We start from the raw sequence: 18,853 nt of genomic DNA, 5'->3' as shown, positions 1-18,853 counted from the left end.
TAGTACTGAATGTTTCATGTTTAAGAATTTATGAAATCATCAACTTTTATGTAAGCTTCTTTAAGTGCTTTTTCTAAATCATCATTAACAATTATAATATCGAATAAAGGCGCTGTTGCTAATTCAGCCGAGGCTTTGGCAACACGCATGTTTATTTTGTCTTCACTTTCTGTTTTACGCTTTTTTAGCCGGATTTTCAATTCGTCAATACTTGGTGGTTTTACAAAAACCGCGAGAGTTTCCTCCGGGAATTTTCGTTTTATTCGCAACCCTCCAGAAACATCAATATCAAAAATCACGTTTTTACCTAAAGCCCAAATACGTTCCACTTCGGTTTTTAATGTGCCGTAAAAGTTATCCCGATATACTTCTTCCCACTCTAAAAATTCATCACTCTTAATTTTGTTTTTGAATTCTTTTGCAGAAAGAAAATAATAGTCTTTTCCTTGTTCTTCTTCTCCACGTTTCTCTCTTGAAGTTGCAGATATAGAAAATTCTAAGTTTAAATTATCAACTCCTAATAAATGTCTTACTATAGTTGTTTTTCCTGAACCTGACGGTGCTGAGAATACGATGAGTTTACCTTGTTTATTTTTGCTTTTTTCTTCTAACACAAATACTAACTTTTTTTGACTGAATACTGCCACTGCGACTGTAAACTTAACTACAGTACATTCAATAATTGTTCCTTAATTTTTTCCAGTTCATCTTTCATTTGAACAACCAATTGTTGCATGGGTGCGTAATTACTTTTTGAACCTATAGTGTTTATTTCTCTGCCCATTTCCTGACTAATAAACCCTAATTTTTTCCCGTTAGAATCTTTTGAATTTATAGATTCAGTAAAATAATTAAGATGGTTTTTTAAGCGTACTTTTTCCTCAGTAATATCAAACTTTTCAATATAATACACCAGTTCTTGCTCAAACCTATTTTCGTCGTATTTCTCTCTTAACTCCTCAACACCTTTTAATAAACGTTCTCTCACGCCTTCAACACGTTTAGGATCTATGGCTATAACTTTTTCAAGTAATTCATCAATGGAAACAATGCGGTTATTAAAGTCAATTTCAAGAACTTTCCCTTCGTTTAATCTGTAGTTATTCAAGTCCTCAATAGCATGGTTTATTTCAGCTTCAATAGTTTTCCATTCATTTTCATCAATTTCTTCTCTAACTGTATTTAGTGCATCTGGAAAACGAACTGCCATTTTTAGCAAATCCATGTTGTCACCATCTACCACATTTTTTAATTGCTGTATATATTGCTTAACAACAGGTGTGTTTATCTGCGTAGAGGTATCTTCAGCAGTAGCTTCCACATAAATTGAAAAATCTACTTTTCCACGAACCAATTTATCAGCTAAAATTTTTCTTATGGCCAATTCTTTTTCTCTATAAATAGAAGGCATTCTAGCATTTAAATCTAAATTTTTACTATTTAAAGATTTAAGTTCTATGGTAATTTTTTTTGTTGGTAATTGCAAAACAGATTTCCCATAACCTGTCATAGAATATATCATAAACGCGAGTATTAATGTTATGCAAAGGTAATTAAAACCGATAGAAAGTAAAGGAATTAACTTATGTTAAAAAAACACTTTAAATACGAGAAGTGGGTTTTAAAGTAATTAATAAATACATTTACAGAAATAATTTCCCAATATTAAAATGAATAAAATGAAGCACTTAATTATTACAACGGCATGCTGCTTAGTGATAGTTGCCTGTAAAGAAAAGAAAGCCGAAATTATAATTGAAGATGAAAAAGCCATTGAAAACATTAGTGAAAAAAGAATGGATAGTCTTACGGCAAAGCCACCAGTAGGGATGCTTTGGATTGCTGGAGGTTCGTATTTGCAAGGCGCAGTTCCGCAAGATAAAACGGCTATGAGTCATGAAAAACCACAACATCCTGTAGCAGTTGATGGATTTTTTATGGATATCACTGAGGTAACCAATGCAGCGTTTAAAAGGTTTGTTAAAGAAACAGGTTATGTAACTGTTGCAGAACGTGAAATTGATTGGGAAGCCATGAAAAATCAATTACCAGAAGGAACACCTAAACCACATGATAGTATTTTACAACCAGGATCTTTGATGTTTAAGAAAACAAAATCTTCGGTTCTTAATTTATATGATTTTTCACAGTGGTGGCGTTGGGTTATTGGAGTTAACTGGAGGCATCCTAGTGGACCAGATAGTAATATTGAAGGTAAAAACAATCATCCTGTTGTACACATAAGTTATGAAGATGCCCAAGCGTATTGTAAATGGGCAGGAAGACGTTTGCCAACTGAGGCTGAATGGGAATATGCTGCTAGAGGGAAGAAAACAAGTACTATTTATTTTTGGGGTGATGATAGATCAAAGCTTTCCAAAATGGTAAATAGTTGGGAAGGTGAGTTTCCTGTAAATAATACTTTAGAAGATGGTTTTGAGAGAACGGCTCCAGTAAAATCGTATCCTCCAAATGATTTTGGGCTCTATGATATGGCAGGTAATGTTTGGGAATTTGTTTCTGATTGGTATAATATTAAGTATTATGAGGAGTTAGCAGCAAACCAAGCCGAGGTTAGTAACCCTCAAGGACCTGATAAAGCATACAATCCTAATCAACCTTATATTCAAGAAAAAGTAATCAAGGGCGGGTCTTTTTTATGCAGCGATTCGTATTGTGCTAGTTACAGATTATCTTCTAGAATGGGCACAAGCACAGATTCTTCATCTGAACATGTTGGCTTTAGAACTGTTGCTACGCCAGATATGTTAGTAAAATAGTTGAATTAATTTTTTAAAAAAAAGACCAGAACATTGCTGTTAAAGCCTTTAGTACTCAAGGCGGGAATCGAACCCGCACGTCTTGCGACATTGGATTTTGAATCCAACGTGTCTACCAATTCCACCACTTGAGCTTATTGTAGACAGCAAAAATATAGTTTTTTTCGATACTATACCAAAGGAAATAGAAACTAATTTATAATCAATCATTTTGAAGTTTATTTGGCGTTCTGCATAAAAATACTAGCCAATATACTTTTTAGGTTAAAATAAATGTATAAATTTGCACCTCGTTAAAAATCACGTGGTGTTTTCACACTCAACAACAACAAGTTAACTATGCCAACTGTTATAACAGAAGCCAAAATTTTTGCATGTACACAAAGTAAAGTTCTAGGTGAAAAAATAGCCAAAGCTTTTGGTACAGATTTAGGTAATGTTATTACTTCAACTTATAGCGATGGTGAGTTTCAACCTTCTTATGAAGAATCTATAAGAGGGACACGAATTTTCATTATTGGTTCTACAAATCCAGGACCAGAAAACTTAATGGAAATGCTGTTAATGATTGATGCTGCAAAACGTGCTTCGGCAAGACATATTACAGCTGTATTACCTTATTTTGGTTGGGCAAGACAAGATAGAAAAGACAAACCTCGTGTGCCAATTGCAGCAAAATTAGTAGCAAAAATGCTAGAAGCTGCTGGAGCTACTCGTATAATTACAATGGATTTACACGCAGATCAAATTCAAGGTTTTTTTGAAAAACCTGTAGATCACTTATTTGCATCAACAATTTTCTTGCCATATTTAAGAAGCTTAAACTTAGATAATTTAACCATTGCTTCTCCAGATATGGGAGGTTCAAAAAGGGCTTATGCATACTCTAAAGCTCTAAAAAGCGATGTTGTAATTTGTTATAAGCAACGTGCTAAAGCCAATGTGATTACTCACATGGAACTTATTGGTAATGTAGAAGGGAAAAATGTAGTATTAGTTGATGATATGGTTGATACCGCTGGAACATTAACAAAAGCAGCCGATTTAATGATGAAGCGAGGAGCACTTAGTGTAAGAGCTATTTGTACGCATCCTATTTTATCTGGGAAGGCTTATGAAAACATAAACAATTCAAAATTGGAAGAACTAATAGTCACTGACACTATATCAGTTAAGCCTTTAAGCGACAAAATTAAAGTTTTAAGTTGTGCTGATTTATTTGCAGAGGTTATGGATAAAGTTCATAACAATAAATCTATTAGCTCAAAATTTGTGATGTAGTCCCCTCCCAAAGGAGAGGAGTTGGAAACATTAAAAAAGAATTTTAATTAAATTATTTATATAACAATTAACAGAAATTATGAAAACGAAGAAAACTATGGATTTTTACAAATAACAAAAAAATTTATATTTAATGAGTTTACATAATACAATTAAAAACAATTAACAGAAATTATGAAATCAATTACAATCAACGGATCTCAAAGAGAAAGCGTGGGCAAAAAAGCAACAAAAGCCTTACGTAATGCTGGTCAGGTTCCTTGCGTATTATACGGAGGAAACAAGCCATTTCATTTCTCAGCACCTGAATTAGCTTTCTCTAAACTTGTATACACGCCTAATGCGCATACAGTTGTGATTAATATAGAAAGCGGAGAAACTTTAAACGCAGTACTTCAAGACATTCAATTTCACCCAGTAACAGACAGAATTTTACACGTAGATTTCTATCAATTATTTGAAGATAAAGAAATTGCTTTAAATATTCCTGTACACCTTGTTGGTAATTCTAAAGGTGTTAAAAACGGTGGTGTGTTAAGAAGAAATAACAGAAAACTTCGTATTAAAGCACTTCCAGCTAACTTACCAGATTTTATAGAGATAGATATTACACCTCTAAAAATTGGCGATAAAGTAGCAGTAGGCGATTTACCTGGTGGAGATTATACGTTTTTACAGACAGATACTACTGTAGTTTGTAGAGTGAGCACATCTAGAGTAGCAATTGAAGATGAAGAAGATGAAGAAGAAGGAGTAGAAGGAGAAGAAGGCGCTGAAGGAGCTGAAGGAGCAGCAGAAGGAGCAGAAACATCTGCAACTCAAGAATAGATATTATTCTCAATTAAATAATAAAGAGCATCCTGATTTTTTAGGATGCTTTTTTTATAATAAAAATTTGGGCGTTACCCCAAAAGGGGTCGGGCTATCCGTTGCAAGTCCTCGCACCTCCTACGTCGGGCTGTGGGCTTTCCACTACTATCCCTAACGCGGAAAAAATAGCCAGATATAAAGTAAACACTAATTTTTTGGCATGTTTAATGTATTTTAGCTTCAGAACTCATCTTGACTTTTAATTTTTAACCGAAAATGAGCTGAAATTTGCTCAAATGAGACTATTTTTGAAAGGCATAGCATCGCTACGCATAAGAAAATAGACAAAATATGGACGAATTTTAGGCATTCCTGCCTGCCGGCAGGCAGGTTTTAGGAAATAGAAAAAGTCAAGATGAGTTCTATAAATAAAAAATAATATCATGTGGCAGTTTTTGTCAAACTTATTTAAAAAGAAAAACCATATAGAAGCACAAGATTCCATGAAGAAATTTTTAATAGTTGGTTTAGGAAATATGGGCGAGAAATATGCAAGCACACGTCATAATATTGGTTTTAAAGTTTTAGATTATTTTGCTAAACAAGAAGATTTAAGCTTTAAAACTGAAAAGTTGGGAGATGTATCTACTTATAAATTAAAAGGGAGAACATTTATCTTACTAAAACCAAATACCTATATGAATTTAAGCGGAAAAGCTGTTCTATATTGGTTGACTAAAGAAAAAATTCCTTTAGAAAATCTATTGGTTATTGCTGACGATTTAAATTTACCCTTTGGTAGTATCCGTGTAAAAACGAAAGGAAGTGATGGTGGGCACAACGGTTTAAAGGATATTCAAGACAAGTTAAATACCACAAAATACAATCGATATAGATTTGGTATAAGTGATGCTTTTGGTAAAGGGAGGCAAGTAGATTATGTTTTAGGAGAATGGACAACTGAGGAATTAGATCAACTCAAAGAACGTTTAGATAAATCAATAGCCCTTATTAAATCTTTTGGATTAGCAGGCATAAACAATACTATGAATACGTTTAATGCTAAATAAAAAAGGTATTAACCTGAGTTTGATGTAAGAACAATTTAATTTAAGGTGTAAAGCCAAAGGAGATTGGCCTAGCTTTTTTTGAAAACAATAATTGGGGTTTGAATAAATTAACTTTACACCTCCCTTAATCCCTCCTTATTAGGAGGGAAACCGTAGCGTATGAGTTTCCCCTCCTTGGCGGGGATTAAGGGGTGGGTTGTGAAAAAGTTCTTTAATATCTGTTTTACTAAGCAGAAAATCAATTATTTGTTTAGCTGATTATACTTATTATTATATCGAACTTAAGTTATTATTCTATTATAATTTTTTTAGTCGATCGTCGCAAACCATCACTAGTATTTAAAATGTACATACCAGATTGCACATTTTTTAAACTTACCGTTTCCTCAAAGTCACCACCATCATTATAAATATTACTATAAATAACTCGACCTCTTAAATCAATTAGGTCAACTTTAACTCTACTTGATAAAGCAGCATTTAATTTAATAGTAAATTCACCTTTATTTGGATTAGGATAAACTACAAAGTTTTCAAAACCAAATGCTTCAACTGAAAGTGTTGGCATAATATTAAGTGAATAATCTTCAACTTCACCATCAAAACCATTTTCACAAGAAGCAGGAAGCTCACCTCCAAAATCACCCTCATATTTAGTCGTGATGCGCATTGTTGTGCTTCCTAAAACAGCATCATTAGGAATAGTTATTGAAATTGGAGTACCTACTATAGGTTCATTGTCTAAATTAAAAGCATCTCCTATTACATATTCTTCACCTATATCAAATTCGCAGTTTTGATTCCAATCTATCCATGCAGTTGTGTTAGTGGTAAAACCTCCATCAGTATTCACGTTTACAATTAAATCGTATGCGCTATTTCTATTAACATCTGTTGGAGAAGGACTATAATCTGTATACCCTGAAGGTTTTGCTGAAGATTGATTTATAGTATTAAATTGAACTAAAGTTGTGCTTGTCTCAAATTCTATATTAGCTACAGAAGTACATAAGCCATTAAAGAAAGGAAAATCAATAGTTTTACTTTTAGTTTTAGCAGGGAATGTTACTGTTCCGGTTACGGTAATATTATAATTGTTTTGAGCGACCCCATCTAAATCACTAATAGTCATGGTAACAGGACCAGAGGTGCTTCGGCTTGTTGGAGAAAATGCTACAGTGCCACTACCTGGAATTCCTGAAGCACTAAATGTTGTATTATCAGAAAAACCATTAACTACAACATAATCAAAATTATATACAACGGTAGTTTCTCCGCAGTTAATTGGGGTTAAAGTTTCATTCGCTATAAAGAAATCTGGCTCAGCCGAAATATTGAAATTAAAATCTGAAACATCATAAAAAATATTATCTACGGCTTCAATTAATATTCTGGCATTTGAAGTGTCTGCTATTGTTGTAGGAACGGTATAAGAAAAAGAACCATCGTTAGACGTATTAGAAGCAATCGTAGTAAAATTTAATCCACCATCAGTTGATAATTTAATATCAACAAATTGACAATTAATAGTGCCTACATCTGCCGATTGGCCAACCACCCATTCAATATTTTGAGTAGAACCTTGAGCCCATGAAAAGGGGTTTACAACTGCAAATGGATCGGTGCTATTTACAAATACCTTCATTTCATCAACAGCGGTTTGTCCACCTCCGTTTGGTCCTATAACATCATTGTCTCTTACAGTCAATCTAAAAGTCATGGTTCTATTAACAGATGGAATTTTTTCCCAAGTCGTTGAGCCACCACCTGCAGCAACATAACTCGCAAATTCTGGAATATTTCTAATTGGGTTTGTTGTGCCTTCAAATGAACGCACCAAAGGCCCTGTAGTGTTAGTCTCTACAGGAAGACCAGCAGGCCCCAAATCATATTGTTCCCACGTATAGGTATGTCCAAAAGTGCTACCGTCAGGATCCGTCGAACTTCCTATAAGCTTGTATGCCGTAGAAATTGGAATGGTGTAATCAGGACCAGCATTTGCAGTTGGAGCACCATTTGCTAATGCTGTTTCTGTGGCACATGTACTTAAACCTGTAGTGATATTATCCCAAATCATTTGTATGCTCTTTTGATGAAAATAAGCATCACTTTGAAATTGAACGTTTTGTGGCGCACAAATGCCTGCATAAGCCATTATTGTGCTTCCACTACCAGGTTCATAAGCATTGCTTGCAGTTCTGTTGCCTCCAGCACAATTACCTGCATCTCCGTTAAAGGTATGAGGCGCACCAAATTGATGCCCTATTTCATGGGCTACAAAATCAATATCATAAGCGTCACCTACAGGTGATGATAATCCAGTAATACCTTTGGCTTTTAAACCATCAACACAAGGTGAATTTAAAGATGCCAACCCACCACCGCCTGTACTAAATGTATGACCTATATCATAGCTAAAAGGTGTTGCAGTAGCTGCAGCATCAATTTCAGTTTGACTTTCATCAATTAATAAGTCTGCATCATTATTAGTAAAGTTATCAGTTGTAATAAAAATGATATCAGTATTATCAACTAAAATCATTTTAAGGGCTAAATCTCTTTGATAAATGGTATTAACACGATTCATGGTAACTACCATAGCAGCAAGTACTGCTACTTTGCGGTCAGCTTCAGTATCTGCTGCCGTTAAACCAGCAGCCATCCAATGAAATTCAGAATACTCAATGGTAGAAGCTAATGCTAACCTAAAGGTTCTTAATGCACTATCGTTAGCATTTCTTTGAGATTTTAAACTTTTACTTGTTTCTCTAGCAAGAGTCATATCATCTGGTACAAAACATTGAAACTCTTTTTTTAAAGCTGGAAGATTTCCTTTATCATAAACGATGTAAGTATCGTTTTGGGTATATGGATCAATAAACTGGGTGCCTGTTTTTGAAGACAGTGTCATGGCATGCAACCCTTGTGGTGTAATGCTAAAACTAATTATAGATGAAGGGGTTTTAGTGTTTTGACCAATATAAGTCCGTAATTCAGGATGTTTTTCTTGATAAGTGGGCTCTAATATTGAAGACTCTTGTATTTTAAAGTCATCAAAACCGCCTTGACTATTGGGGAATTGGATAATCTCGTTAGATGTTTTCTCATTTGCAGCGTTCTTTGAAACGCGACTTAAAGTGTTTTTTAATTTGTTTATATCTAATTGATAGTAAACAGATTTTAAAGGTTCGGTTTTCCTCAACATTTTTTTCCCAATTGAGGCATCTTTTTTAGAAACCTTAGACCAAATGTCTTGATTGTTTTGGGCAGAAAGTGTTGTTAAAAAGAATGAAAACAGCAGTAGGCATAAATTGTTTTTCATGGTAAAAAGTCTCATAACAATTAGGTTAGATTTTTATTAGGCTTGCTAAAAATAGGCTGTTAAAGTATGAATTGCAAAAAATAAGCTGTCATTTTAAAATAACATATATTTGTTTATGAGGTATTTGTATGTATTTTATTTGATAATTTGTTTAGTTTCATGTAAAGCTAAAAGCGAATTAACAGCAACAACAGCAACGAAAGTTTCTAAAAAGACATGTCCAGAAGATGGCACTTGTTCTTTTGAAATTTTTAAAAACAAAACCCTTCAAATTAAAACTGACAATTTAGGGCGTATGTATCCCGAAATGATGGATGGGATTCATTCTGTATTAAAGTTTGAATACAAGAAACAGGGAAATGCTAATTATGCAGATAGTGGTTATAGAGAAGAAATTTTTATTGAATTAACAAACAATCTTGAAGTTGAAACTGAAGATTTAAAAGATAGAAAACTCTTTTTTGCAAGGTGGTGTTATTGCAAAGGGAAAACAGGATATTATAAAATCAATCAGGGTAAGTTATTGGTAACTAAGATAGATAACATAAATTTTCAATTACACCTAAGTTTTAAAATAGAAGAAGTTCCACAAATTATAAATGAAATAAATTATACGTTCAGCTTACAATAAACGTTTAAAGTTTGTTTTAAGTGACTTTATACCTAGTTTTGTATAAAATAAAAAGCTTGAAAACAAGGCGTAATTTAAATACCTTACCAGATAAACAAACCGTTGTTACCATTGGTACTTTTGATGGTGTTCATATTGGTCATCAAAAAATAATCAAACGCTTAATTAACACAGGAAAAGAGGAAGGTTTACAATCTGTAATACTCGCTTTTTTTCCGCATCCGCGAATGGTGTTACAAAAAGATTCTAACATAAAACTTATCAATACCATTAACGAACGCCATAATATTTTATATAATCTAGGATTAGATTACTTAGTTATAAAAAAGTTTACGCAGGAGTTTTCAAGACTTTCAGCTGAAGATTTCGTTAAAGAGATTTTAGTTGATAAACTAAACGCAAAAAAGGTTATTATTGGTTACGACCATAGATTTGGTAGAAATAGGAATGCAGATATTAATGATTTAAAAACCTTTGGAGAAACTTATGGCTTTGAAGTAGAAGAAATTTCTGCTCAAGATATTAATGATGTTGCAGTAAGCTCAACAAAAATTAGAACCGCTTTAATTGCGGGAGAAATACATAAGGCTAATGCGTATTTAGGGTATAATTTTATGTTAACTGGAAAAGTTAAAAAAGGTAAAGGTTTAGGAAAAGAATTAGGGTTTCCAACGGCTAATATTGAAATTGAAGAAGATTATAAAATTATTCCTAAACAAGGGTCATACATTGTGAGTTCTATGATTAAGGATAAACTTGTTTATGGGATGATGAATATAGGAATGAATCCTACAGTTAACGGAAGTAGGCAAACTATTGAGGTACATTTTTTTGATTTTGATGAAGATATTTATGAAGACACTATAAAGATAGATTTACTGCACCGTATTCGCGATGAAGAAAAATTTGAATCGGTTGAAGCTTTAAAAGGTCAACTTGCAAAAGATAAAGACACCGCATTGGAGTATATTTCAAACCAAAATGCTGAATAATTGGCTGTTTAAACATATTGACAATTCAGCATTAATCATTTTTAGAATTATTTTCGGAGGCCTTTGTTTTTTAGAATCTGTAGGCGCCATTTTCACGGGTTGGGTAAAACGGACCTTAGTTGAGCCAGATTTCACTTTTAATTTTATAGGTTTTGAATTTTTACAGCCAATACCAGGAAATGGGATGTATTATTACTATGCTATAATGGGTGTTTTTGGTTTACTCGTTATGGTAGGTTATAAATACCGATTTAGCATATTTGCATTTGCAATTATGTGGTCCGCAACCTATTTAATGCAAAAATCCTCATATAACAATCATTATTATTTATTGATGCTATTAAGTGGAATTATGGTGTTTCTTCCAGCGTATAAATATGCATCAGTTGATGCTAAATTAAAACCCGAAATTAAGAGTTATTCCATGCCACAATGGTGTCGTTGGGTTATTATTCTTCAGTTGTTTATTGTTTACACTTATGCTTCTGTAGCCAAATTTTATCCTGATTGGTTAGATACATCAGTTATTGAATTGATGATGAAAGGGAAAGAGGATTATATTCTTGTTGGTGATTTTCTTCAGCAAAAATGGCTACATTACATGTTAGCTTATGGTGGTATTTTGTTTGACGGTTTAATTATACCCTTATTACTATTTAAACCCACAAGAAAATATGCCTTTATAGGCTCTATTTTCTTTCATTTGTTTAATTCATTTATATTTCAAATTGGCATATTTCCATATTTAGCTTTAGCATTTTCTTTATTCTTTTTTCCTGCCGAAAAAATTCAAAAGCTATTTTTAAAAAAGAAGCCCTTTTATTCGTTAAATGAGATTACTATTCCGAATTTAAAAACACCTCTAATTATAGTTTTTTCAATCTATTTTATAATTCAAATAGGCTTACCTTTAAGACACCATTTTATTGAAGATGATGTGCTTTGGACTGAGGAAGGACACAGATTGTCATGGCGAATGATGCTTCGCTTAAAAAGTGGGCAAACCTCATATTGGGTTGAAAATAAAGAATCAGGAAAACGCACTTATATTGACCTAAATAACTATTTAAGTACAAAACAAAAAAGATCTGCAAGTACAAAACCAGATGTTATTTGGCAATTTGCACAACGTTTAAAACAAGATTTTAAAAATCAAGGACAAGATGTTGCGGTGTATATAAATTCTAAAGTTAGCGTTAACGGAAAGCCTTATAAAACCTTAATTAACCCGGACATTGATATTGCTAATGTAGAGTGGGATGCTTTAAAGCATAGCCATTGGATTTTACCTTCAAAAGAAAACTAAAGTTTAAAAATCTAAAAGGTTTTTTATTTGTGCAATAACAATCATAATTAAGTAGAGGATTAAAATTCGTGAATTTGTGGCTAAAAAGAGTAATATAAAAGCATCTGTTTACCATTAGAATTCTATTCAATTCATTAAATTTGTCGCTTAAATTTTCATGTCATGTTACAAGTTCCTTTTATTAGAGAAAACAAAGCATTAGTTATTACCCGATTAGCAAAACGAAATATTGATGCGACGCAAATGATTAATGATGTGATTACTTTTGATGAAGATAGAAGACGTCTTCAAACAGAGTTAGATAATACTTTGGCTGAATCTAACACTTTATCAAAAGAAATAGGAAACTTGTATAAATCTGGTGAAGTTCAAAAAGCTAATCTTTTAAAAGAAAAAACAAGCCAATTAAAAGACACTTCAAAGGAACTTTCTGATGCGTTAAATAATAAAGCAGAAGCTTTAAATGAATTACTTTATAAAATTCCAAATGTACCTCATGATGTTGTACCAAAAGGTAATTCAGAATTAGATAATGAAGAAGTTTTTAAAGAAGGAGATATTCCAAAACTACACGATGGTGCCTTACCACATTGGGAATTAGCAAAAAAGTATGACATTATAGATTTTGAGTTAGGAAACAAAATTACGGGCGCTGGATTTCCAGTTTATAAAGGAAAAGGAGCTAGATTACAACGTGCATTAATTGCTTACTTTTTAGACAAAAATACAGCTGCTGGTTATACAGAATATCAATTACCACTTATGGTTAATGAAGCTTCTGCTTTTGGGACAGGGCAATTGCCGGATAAAGAAGGGCAAATGTATCATGTTACAGAAGATAATTTATACTTAATACCAACTGCTGAAGTACCTGGAACCAATATTTTTAGAGATGTGGTTTTAAATGAAAATGAACTTCCTGTGAGTATTACAGGATATACACCATGTTTTCGTCGTGAGGCAGGAAGTTACGGCGCGCATGTTCGAGGATTAAATAGGCTACATCAATTCGATAAAGTTGAAATTATTCGTGTTGAGCATCCTAGCAAATCTTATGAAGCTTTAGATGGCATGATTGACCATGTAAAAGATATTTTAAAAGAGTTAAAATTACCATATAGAATTTTACGCTTATGCGGAGGCGATACATCTTTTGCGGCATCTTTAACCTATGATTTTGAGGTGTTTTCTACGGCTCAAGATAGATGGTTAGAAATTTCTTCTGTTTCAAATTTTGAAACGTTTCAAGCGAATCGTTTAAAACTTCGATTTAAAAATAGTGATGGTAAAAACGAATTAGCGCATACGCTTAATGGAAGCTCTTTGGCACTGCCTAGAGTCTTAGCTGGAATTCTAGAAAATTACCAAACGGAAGACGGAATTCTTATTCCTGAAGCACTTCAACCTTATACTGGTTTTAAAATTATAAATTGAATATTGTCCCCTCGAGGGGACTTTAGGGGTGTTTTTAATTTAAGTTAAAATCTTACAATATTATAATTTTTAAATCGTTTTTATCGTTGAAATACAAATTACACATGCCGATTAACGAATTTTCTTTTATTTATTTGATTTTTTAATATTTATTATTCAATTTCGTTTAACCAAATCTATTTAACCTACAAATTATGAAGAATGTTAAGCGCATTGTCCTTTTAATTGCTTTGATTTTTTTCGCAACTAAAGTTTTATCATCAGATTTCGAATGGTCTAAATCTGATGATAAAACAACAACCATTGCGAGTAAATAGGGATTTTTTCAAATAAAACTCTTGATGCAATTCAATAATATTTATTGAAAATAGTCGTTCTTATAAATATAAGAAATAAAGACTGTCCCCAATCGAGTATTTAATTAACAAGTAGTTAATAGAAAATTAGTATTGGTTGGTAAGTGCCCGATTTTAAATCGGGCACTTTTTAGTAAAACTCGTTTTTGAAAAATTTGCAAAACGCATTCAAAAATTTTAGTTGAACTAATCCCGATGACTATTGGGATCTCAAAATTAAATGCCATTAATTTTATAAAAACTTTTACAATATCAACACCTTACATTTGCTATATTTACGGTATGCGACATATTTTATCTTTTTGCTTATTAATATCCAGTGTTTTGTATTCACAAAATGCTATGCTGGCTAAAGACTATTTCCAAAAAGGCGAATATGAAAAGGCATTGATTGAGTATGAAAACTTGTATGCAAAATCGTCTTCAAATATTAATTACATCAATCAAATTATAAGTACACATCAGCAATTAGAGCAATATGATGAGGCTGAAAAATTTATATTAAAATTGCTAGAACGCATTAAATATCCAGCTTTTATTGTGGAGTTAGGATATAATTTTCAGCTTAAAAATGATTTATTAAAGGCCAATGAAAACTATCAGAAAGCCATAGCCACAATTGATGAAAAAGCAAGTCATGTATTTGCTGTAGCTAGAAGTTTTCAAAAACATTCACTTTTGGATGAGGCAATAGTTTCTTATGAAAAAGCTGCGGTGTTAAACCCAGAATTTAATTTCAATGTACAACTTGCACAAATTTATGGAGAACAAGGCAACATTGAAAAAATGCTTAATAGTTATATCAATTTTGCAGAATCAAACCCTGTAGTTATTAGAGATGTTAAACGTGCTATTAATGATTTTATAACTGAGGACAGCACTAATGAAAACAATATTTTATTTCGCAAACTTCTTCTAAAAAAAATACAACAAGAACCCAATATCCTTTGGAATGAATTATTAAGTTGGCTGTTTATTCAACAAAAAGATTTTAAAAAGGCATTTACTCAAGAAAAAGCGATTTATAAAAGACAACCGGAAAGTTTAAGCCGAATTGAAGAGATCGCATTAATGGCTTCAAATGAAAATGAAAATGAAATTGCTCGAGATGTTTTCAATTACATGATAGAAACAGCTCAAGATGCTGAAACAAAACTTGATGCACATCAAAATTTACTTCAAATTGATATTAAAGAAAGTTCAAAATCTAATTATGGTGTTATTAAAAGTAAATATTTAGAGTTATTAAAAACATTTGGAGATCAATCTGAAACTTTAGAATTGCAAATTTCTTATGGGCACTTTTTAGCCTTTTATTTAAACGAAACACAAGAAGCTACAAGATTCCTAGAAAACAGTTTAAGGCTCCCTTTAGCAGCCATAGAAAAAGCGCAAGTTAAATTAGAGTTGGGTGATATTTTAGTCTTACAAGAACAATTTAATAAAGCCTTAATATATTACACACAAATTCAGCGAAACCTTAAAAATAGTACCATTTCGCAAGTGGCGCGTTTTAAAGTTGCTAAAGCCAGTTATTATAAAGGTGATTTCAAATGGGCAGAATCTCAACTTAAAATTTTAAAATCCTCAACATCTCAACTTATAGCCAATGATGCACTTGATTTAAAACTCCTGATTTCTGATAATAAGTATGAAGATTCACTTCAAACCGCATTAAAGCGTTATGCAAAAGCAGACTTATTAGCTTTTCAAAACAGGAATGAAGAAGCCATTAATTTATTAGACAAAATTCTAGAAGAACATAAAACAGAACCTATAATTGCTCAAGCTTTATACAAACAGGCTCAATTATTCGAATTAAAATTTCAATTTGAAAAGGCTAAGACAAATTACCAAGCTATTATTGATAATTATAGAGATGGTATTTTAATTGATGATGCCTATTTTCATTTAGCAGAAATTTATCAGAATCAGTTAAATCTCCCTGAAAAGGCAAAGACCTTGTATGAACAAATTATTTTTAATCATGCCGATAGTATTTATTTTGTCGATGCAAGAAAGCGCTATAGATTATTAAGAGGAGATGCTATAAATTAATATGATAGTCGCCGAAACTAATAGATTGCTTATTTCTAAATTCACATTAAAAGACGCTCCTTTCTTTTTAGAACTGGTTAACTCACCCATTTGGATAAAATATATTGGAGATAGAAAGACTAAAACTATTAAAGAAGCCGAAGAACGAATAGAAACAGGTCATTTAAAAAGCTATAAAACTCATGGTTTTGGGTTCTATAAACTATTACTTAAAGCAGAAAACAATAAACCTATTGGTACTTGTGGACTCATAAAACGAGATACTTTAGAATATGTAGATGTTGGTTTTGCAATGCTTCCAAACTATGAAAGTTTAGGACTTGCTCACGAAGCATCCATTGAAATTATTAAACTTGCAAAAAATGTATTTAAATTAGTTAAAATAATAGCCATAACAACTCCAGATAATGATAGTTCTATTAAGTTATTAAAAAAACTAGGATTAATATATAAAAAAAAAGTAACGCCCTTTGAAGACGAAGAAGAACTCATGTTATTTACAAAAACCTTATAAATAAAAATGATAATATACAATGTAACAGTAAACATAGAGGAATCCATTCACGACGAATGGCTTACTTGGATAAAAGAACATATTCCACAAGTTTTAGGCACAGGAAAATTTGAAAAGGCAACTTTATCTAGAGTTTTAGTAGAAGAAGATATGGGAGGTGTCACCTATTCCGTTCAATACCGTTCATATTCACGCGAAGCGTTGGATGCTTATTATAAAGAAGACGCTGATAAATTGAGACAAGAAGGATTAAAAAAATTTGCAGATAAAATGCTGGCTTTTAGGACCGAACTTGAAATTGTAGATGAATATACGGTTAATTTTAAATAGCTAACAATTATTATTCAAACTTTTCTATCAGTCGTTAAAAGAGAATGGAGTTCGTTCCTGCCAAATTTAAAAAAAGAAGCAGTAAAGAGTCTAGAGAATAATATTTGTGAAAATGATTTTAAAGATAAATACATCAAAAATTTACCTAGTAATCTAAATTTTGGAATTTACTTATTTATCATCAAACCAAATATAGGTTTTAATGTAAGTGATTTTCAGAAGAATTGGAAATCAAATAGTACTCCTAAAAAAACTCCTAAAATTTCATTGATGCGATTCAATATAAGAGATGATTCAAAAACAAGTTTCGATTTTTATATTGGTAAATCTGAAAACCTTTCCAAAAGAATAAAAGAACATTGTTTTCAGAAAGTGAATAGTTCTACTTATGGTTTGAAACTTTGTCATAGAGAACAGCTAATTCAAAACGCAACGTTTACTGTGAGTTACTTTGAAATTGCTAAATCCGATTATGGAGATGAAAAAACAAAAGACATTATGCAGTTTATAATGACTAACTTAGAAAAAGAGCTAAGAAACGAATTTAACCCGTGGGTAGGTAAGCAATAAAACATTTGTGTATTCGTGGCTAATCCCAATAAATATTAACCAACTAAATATGATTTTCAGAAAAGCAACAGAAAACGATGTCTCACATATTGTTGAAATGATTGCCGATGATGAACTCGGTAAAACAAGAGAGAATTTTCAAGTACCACTACCAAACGAATACATTGATGCTTTTAATAAAATTAATTCAGACGATAATCAAGAACTCATAGTGGTTGAAAATGAAAAGTCCGAAATAGTTGGTACTTTACAGCTTACTTTCATTCAATATTTAACCTATCGTGGTGGTATTAGAGCTCAAATTGAAGCTGTAAGAATTAGAAAGGATCAAAGAGGTTTTGGGCTTGGAAAGAAAATGCTTGAGTGGGTTATAAACAGAGCAAAAGAAAAGAAAGCTCATGTATTACAATTAACCACTGATAAAATGAGGCCAAAAGCCATTAAATTTTATGAAGATTTAGGATTCAAGGCATCACACGAAGGCATGAAAATGCATTTCAATTAAACTTTGCGTCTTAGCGTCTTTGCGAGCAAAACTTACTATCTTCGTATTTCTCATAAAACACCCTATAATTAGTGGTATATAAACCCAAGCAGCATCTGGTAAAAGCAAAAAAATATTTAGGTCAGCACTTTTTAAATGACGAGACTGTAGCAGAAAAAATAGCAGACACACTCATTTTAAAAGACTACAAAAATGTTTTAGAAATTGGTCCAGGGATGGGTGTGCTTACCAAATATTTGCTAAAAAAAGAGAAAACAACTTATGTTATTGAAATTGATCCCGAGTCGGTGGAATATCTCCAATCCAATTATCTTAATCTCGCACCAAGAATTATAGAAAAAGACTTTCTAAAATACGATTTAAATGAAGTGTTTAAAGGAGAACCATTTGCTATCATTGGTAACTTTCCTTATAATATTTCAACACAAATCGTTTTTAAAACTTTAGAAATGCGGGATCAAATCCCTGAATTCTCTGGGATGTTTCAAAAAGAAGTTGCGCTACGTATTTGCTCAAAAGAAGGGAGTAAAGTGTATGGGATTCTATCCGTATTAACACAAGCGTTTTATGATGCCGAATATTTATTTACGGTTCCACCAAACGTTTTTAACCCACCACCAAAAGTAGATTCAGGTGTTTTAAGACTCACAAGAAAAGCTGACTATTCTTTACCTTGTGATGACAAATTCTTTTTTAAAGTCGTTAAAGCCGCTTTTCAACATCGCAGAAAAACACTTCGTAACAGTTTAAAAACATTCAATTTATCTGATAATTTAAAAGCAAATAGTATATTTGAAAAACGTCCAGAACAATTGAGTGTTCAAGCTTTTATGGAGCTTACACAATTATTAGAAAACGATACAGAATAATAAACCTAATGTCACACTGAGCGCT

General features: G+C 32.2%; 18 protein-coding genes and 1 tRNA gene. 15 read left to right on the top strand and 4 right to left on the bottom strand.

Annotated features, from left to right (window positions below):
• Window positions 1-20: 20 nt before the first annotated feature.
• Both gmk and AAC024_RS01185 read right to left on the bottom strand, forming a co-directional pair.
• Window positions 21-614, bottom strand: a complete 594-nt coding sequence (gmk, locus tag AAC024_RS01190; RefSeq protein ID WP_339893334.1) for a guanylate kinase — start codon at window positions 612-614, stop codon at window positions 21-23.
• 50 nt (window positions 615-664) lie between these two features.
• Window positions 665-1,522: a YicC/YloC family endoribonuclease gene (locus AAC024_RS01185; protein ID WP_339893333.1), complete on the bottom strand. Its 858-nt coding sequence runs from the start codon at window positions 1,520-1,522 to the stop codon at window positions 665-667.
• 157 nt (window positions 1,523-1,679) lie between these two features.
• Between AAC024_RS01185 and AAC024_RS01180 the strand changes: the two genes are divergently transcribed.
• A complete protein-coding gene (locus tag AAC024_RS01180; RefSeq protein ID WP_339893331.1) occupies window positions 1,680-2,780 on the top strand; it encodes a formylglycine-generating enzyme family protein in 1,101 nt (366 codons plus the stop codon).
• A gap of 52 nt (window positions 2,781-2,832) precedes the next feature.
• On the opposite strand, the gene AAC024_RS01175 is transcribed toward AAC024_RS01180, so the two are convergent.
• A tRNA-Leu gene (locus AAC024_RS01175) sits at window positions 2,833-2,914 on the bottom strand.
• A 205-nt stretch (window positions 2,915-3,119) separates the two neighbouring features.
• Between AAC024_RS01175 and AAC024_RS01170 the strand changes: the two genes are divergently transcribed.
• The 3 genes from AAC024_RS01170 to pth all read left to right on the top strand — a co-directional run bounded on the left by AAC024_RS01170 (window position 3,120) and on the right by pth (window position 5,941).
• On the top strand, window positions 3,120-4,061 hold the full coding sequence (locus AAC024_RS01170) for a ribose-phosphate pyrophosphokinase (RefSeq protein ID WP_339893330.1): 942 nt from the start codon (window positions 3,120-3,122) through the stop codon (window positions 4,059-4,061).
• 174 nt (window positions 4,062-4,235) lie between these two features.
• A complete protein-coding gene (locus tag AAC024_RS01165) occupies window positions 4,236-4,889 on the top strand; it encodes a 50S ribosomal protein L25/general stress protein Ctc (RefSeq protein ID WP_339893329.1) in 654 nt (217 codons plus the stop codon).
• Window positions 4,890-5,314: 425 nt separating this feature from the next.
• Entirely contained in the window at window positions 5,315-5,941 is a 627-nt protein-coding gene (gene pth, locus AAC024_RS01160; protein WP_339893327.1) for an aminoacyl-tRNA hydrolase, read from the top strand.
• 289 nt (window positions 5,942-6,230) lie between these two features.
• Here pth and AAC024_RS01155 read toward each other — a convergent pair whose 3' ends face one another.
• Window positions 6,231-9,278 carry a reprolysin-like metallopeptidase gene (locus tag AAC024_RS01155; RefSeq protein ID WP_339893325.1) on the bottom strand — a complete coding sequence of 1,016 codons (3,048 nt, stop codon included), beginning with the start codon at window positions 9,276-9,278 and terminating at the stop codon, window positions 6,231-6,233.
• A gap of 100 nt (window positions 9,279-9,378) precedes the next feature.
• On the opposite strand from AAC024_RS01155, the gene AAC024_RS01150 reads away from it, so the two are divergent.
• From AAC024_RS01150 to rsmA, 11 genes are all read left to right on the top strand, one after another.
• Window positions 9,379-9,894, top strand: coding sequence for a hypothetical protein (locus tag AAC024_RS01150; protein WP_339893323.1), 516 nt, complete (start codon window positions 9,379-9,381; stop codon window positions 9,892-9,894).
• A 56-nt stretch (window positions 9,895-9,950) separates the two neighbouring features.
• A complete protein-coding gene (locus tag AAC024_RS01145; protein WP_339893322.1) occupies window positions 9,951-10,886 on the top strand; it encodes a bifunctional riboflavin kinase/FAD synthetase in 936 nt (311 codons plus the stop codon).
• Entirely contained in the window at window positions 10,876-12,192 is a 1,317-nt protein-coding gene (locus AAC024_RS01140; RefSeq protein WP_339893446.1) for an HTTM domain-containing protein, read from the top strand. Before AAC024_RS01145 ends, AAC024_RS01140 begins: the two co-directional genes overlap by 11 nt.
• A gap of 162 nt (window positions 12,193-12,354) precedes the next feature.
• A complete protein-coding gene (serS, locus tag AAC024_RS01135) occupies window positions 12,355-13,626 on the top strand; it encodes a serine--tRNA ligase (protein WP_339893320.1) in 1,272 nt (423 codons plus the stop codon).
• A gap of 194 nt (window positions 13,627-13,820) precedes the next feature.
• Window positions 13,821-13,943: a hypothetical protein gene (locus tag AAC024_RS01130; protein ID WP_339893319.1), complete on the top strand. Its 123-nt coding sequence runs from the start codon at window positions 13,821-13,823 to the stop codon at window positions 13,941-13,943.
• A 381-nt stretch (window positions 13,944-14,324) separates the two neighbouring features.
• On the top strand, window positions 14,325-16,040 hold the full coding sequence (locus AAC024_RS01125; protein WP_339893317.1) for a tetratricopeptide repeat protein: 1,716 nt from the start codon (window positions 14,325-14,327) through the stop codon (window positions 16,038-16,040).
• 1 nt (window position 16,041) lies between these two features.
• Complete coding sequence (locus AAC024_RS01120; RefSeq protein ID WP_339893315.1) at window positions 16,042-16,554, top strand: GNAT family N-acetyltransferase; 513 nt, start codon at window positions 16,042-16,044, stop codon at window positions 16,552-16,554.
• Between the two features lie 6 nt (window positions 16,555-16,560).
• Entirely contained in the window at window positions 16,561-16,884 is a 324-nt protein-coding gene (locus AAC024_RS01115) for a DUF4286 family protein (RefSeq protein ID WP_339893313.1), read from the top strand.
• A 270-nt stretch (window positions 16,885-17,154) separates the two neighbouring features.
• Window positions 17,155-17,454, top strand: a complete 300-nt coding sequence (locus tag AAC024_RS01110) for a hypothetical protein (protein ID WP_339893312.1) — start codon at window positions 17,155-17,157, stop codon at window positions 17,452-17,454.
• Between the two features lie 49 nt (window positions 17,455-17,503).
• Window positions 17,504-17,959: a GNAT family N-acetyltransferase gene (locus AAC024_RS01105; RefSeq protein ID WP_339893310.1), complete on the top strand. Its 456-nt coding sequence runs from the start codon at window positions 17,504-17,506 to the stop codon at window positions 17,957-17,959.
• Window positions 17,960-18,030: 71 nt separating this feature from the next.
• Window positions 18,031-18,828: a 16S rRNA (adenine(1518)-N(6)/adenine(1519)-N(6))-dimethyltransferase RsmA gene (gene rsmA, locus AAC024_RS01100; RefSeq protein WP_339893309.1), complete on the top strand. Its 798-nt coding sequence runs from the start codon at window positions 18,031-18,033 to the stop codon at window positions 18,826-18,828.
• The last annotated feature ends 25 nt before the right edge of the window (window positions 18,829-18,853 follow it).

The sequence above is a fragment of the uncultured Algibacter sp. genome (assembly GCF_963976535.1).
Taxonomy (GTDB): Bacteria; Bacteroidota; Bacteroidia; order Flavobacteriales; family Flavobacteriaceae; genus Algibacter_B.
Note: the sequence above shows the minus strand (reverse complement) of the source record. Positions and strands in the feature narration are given on the sequence as shown.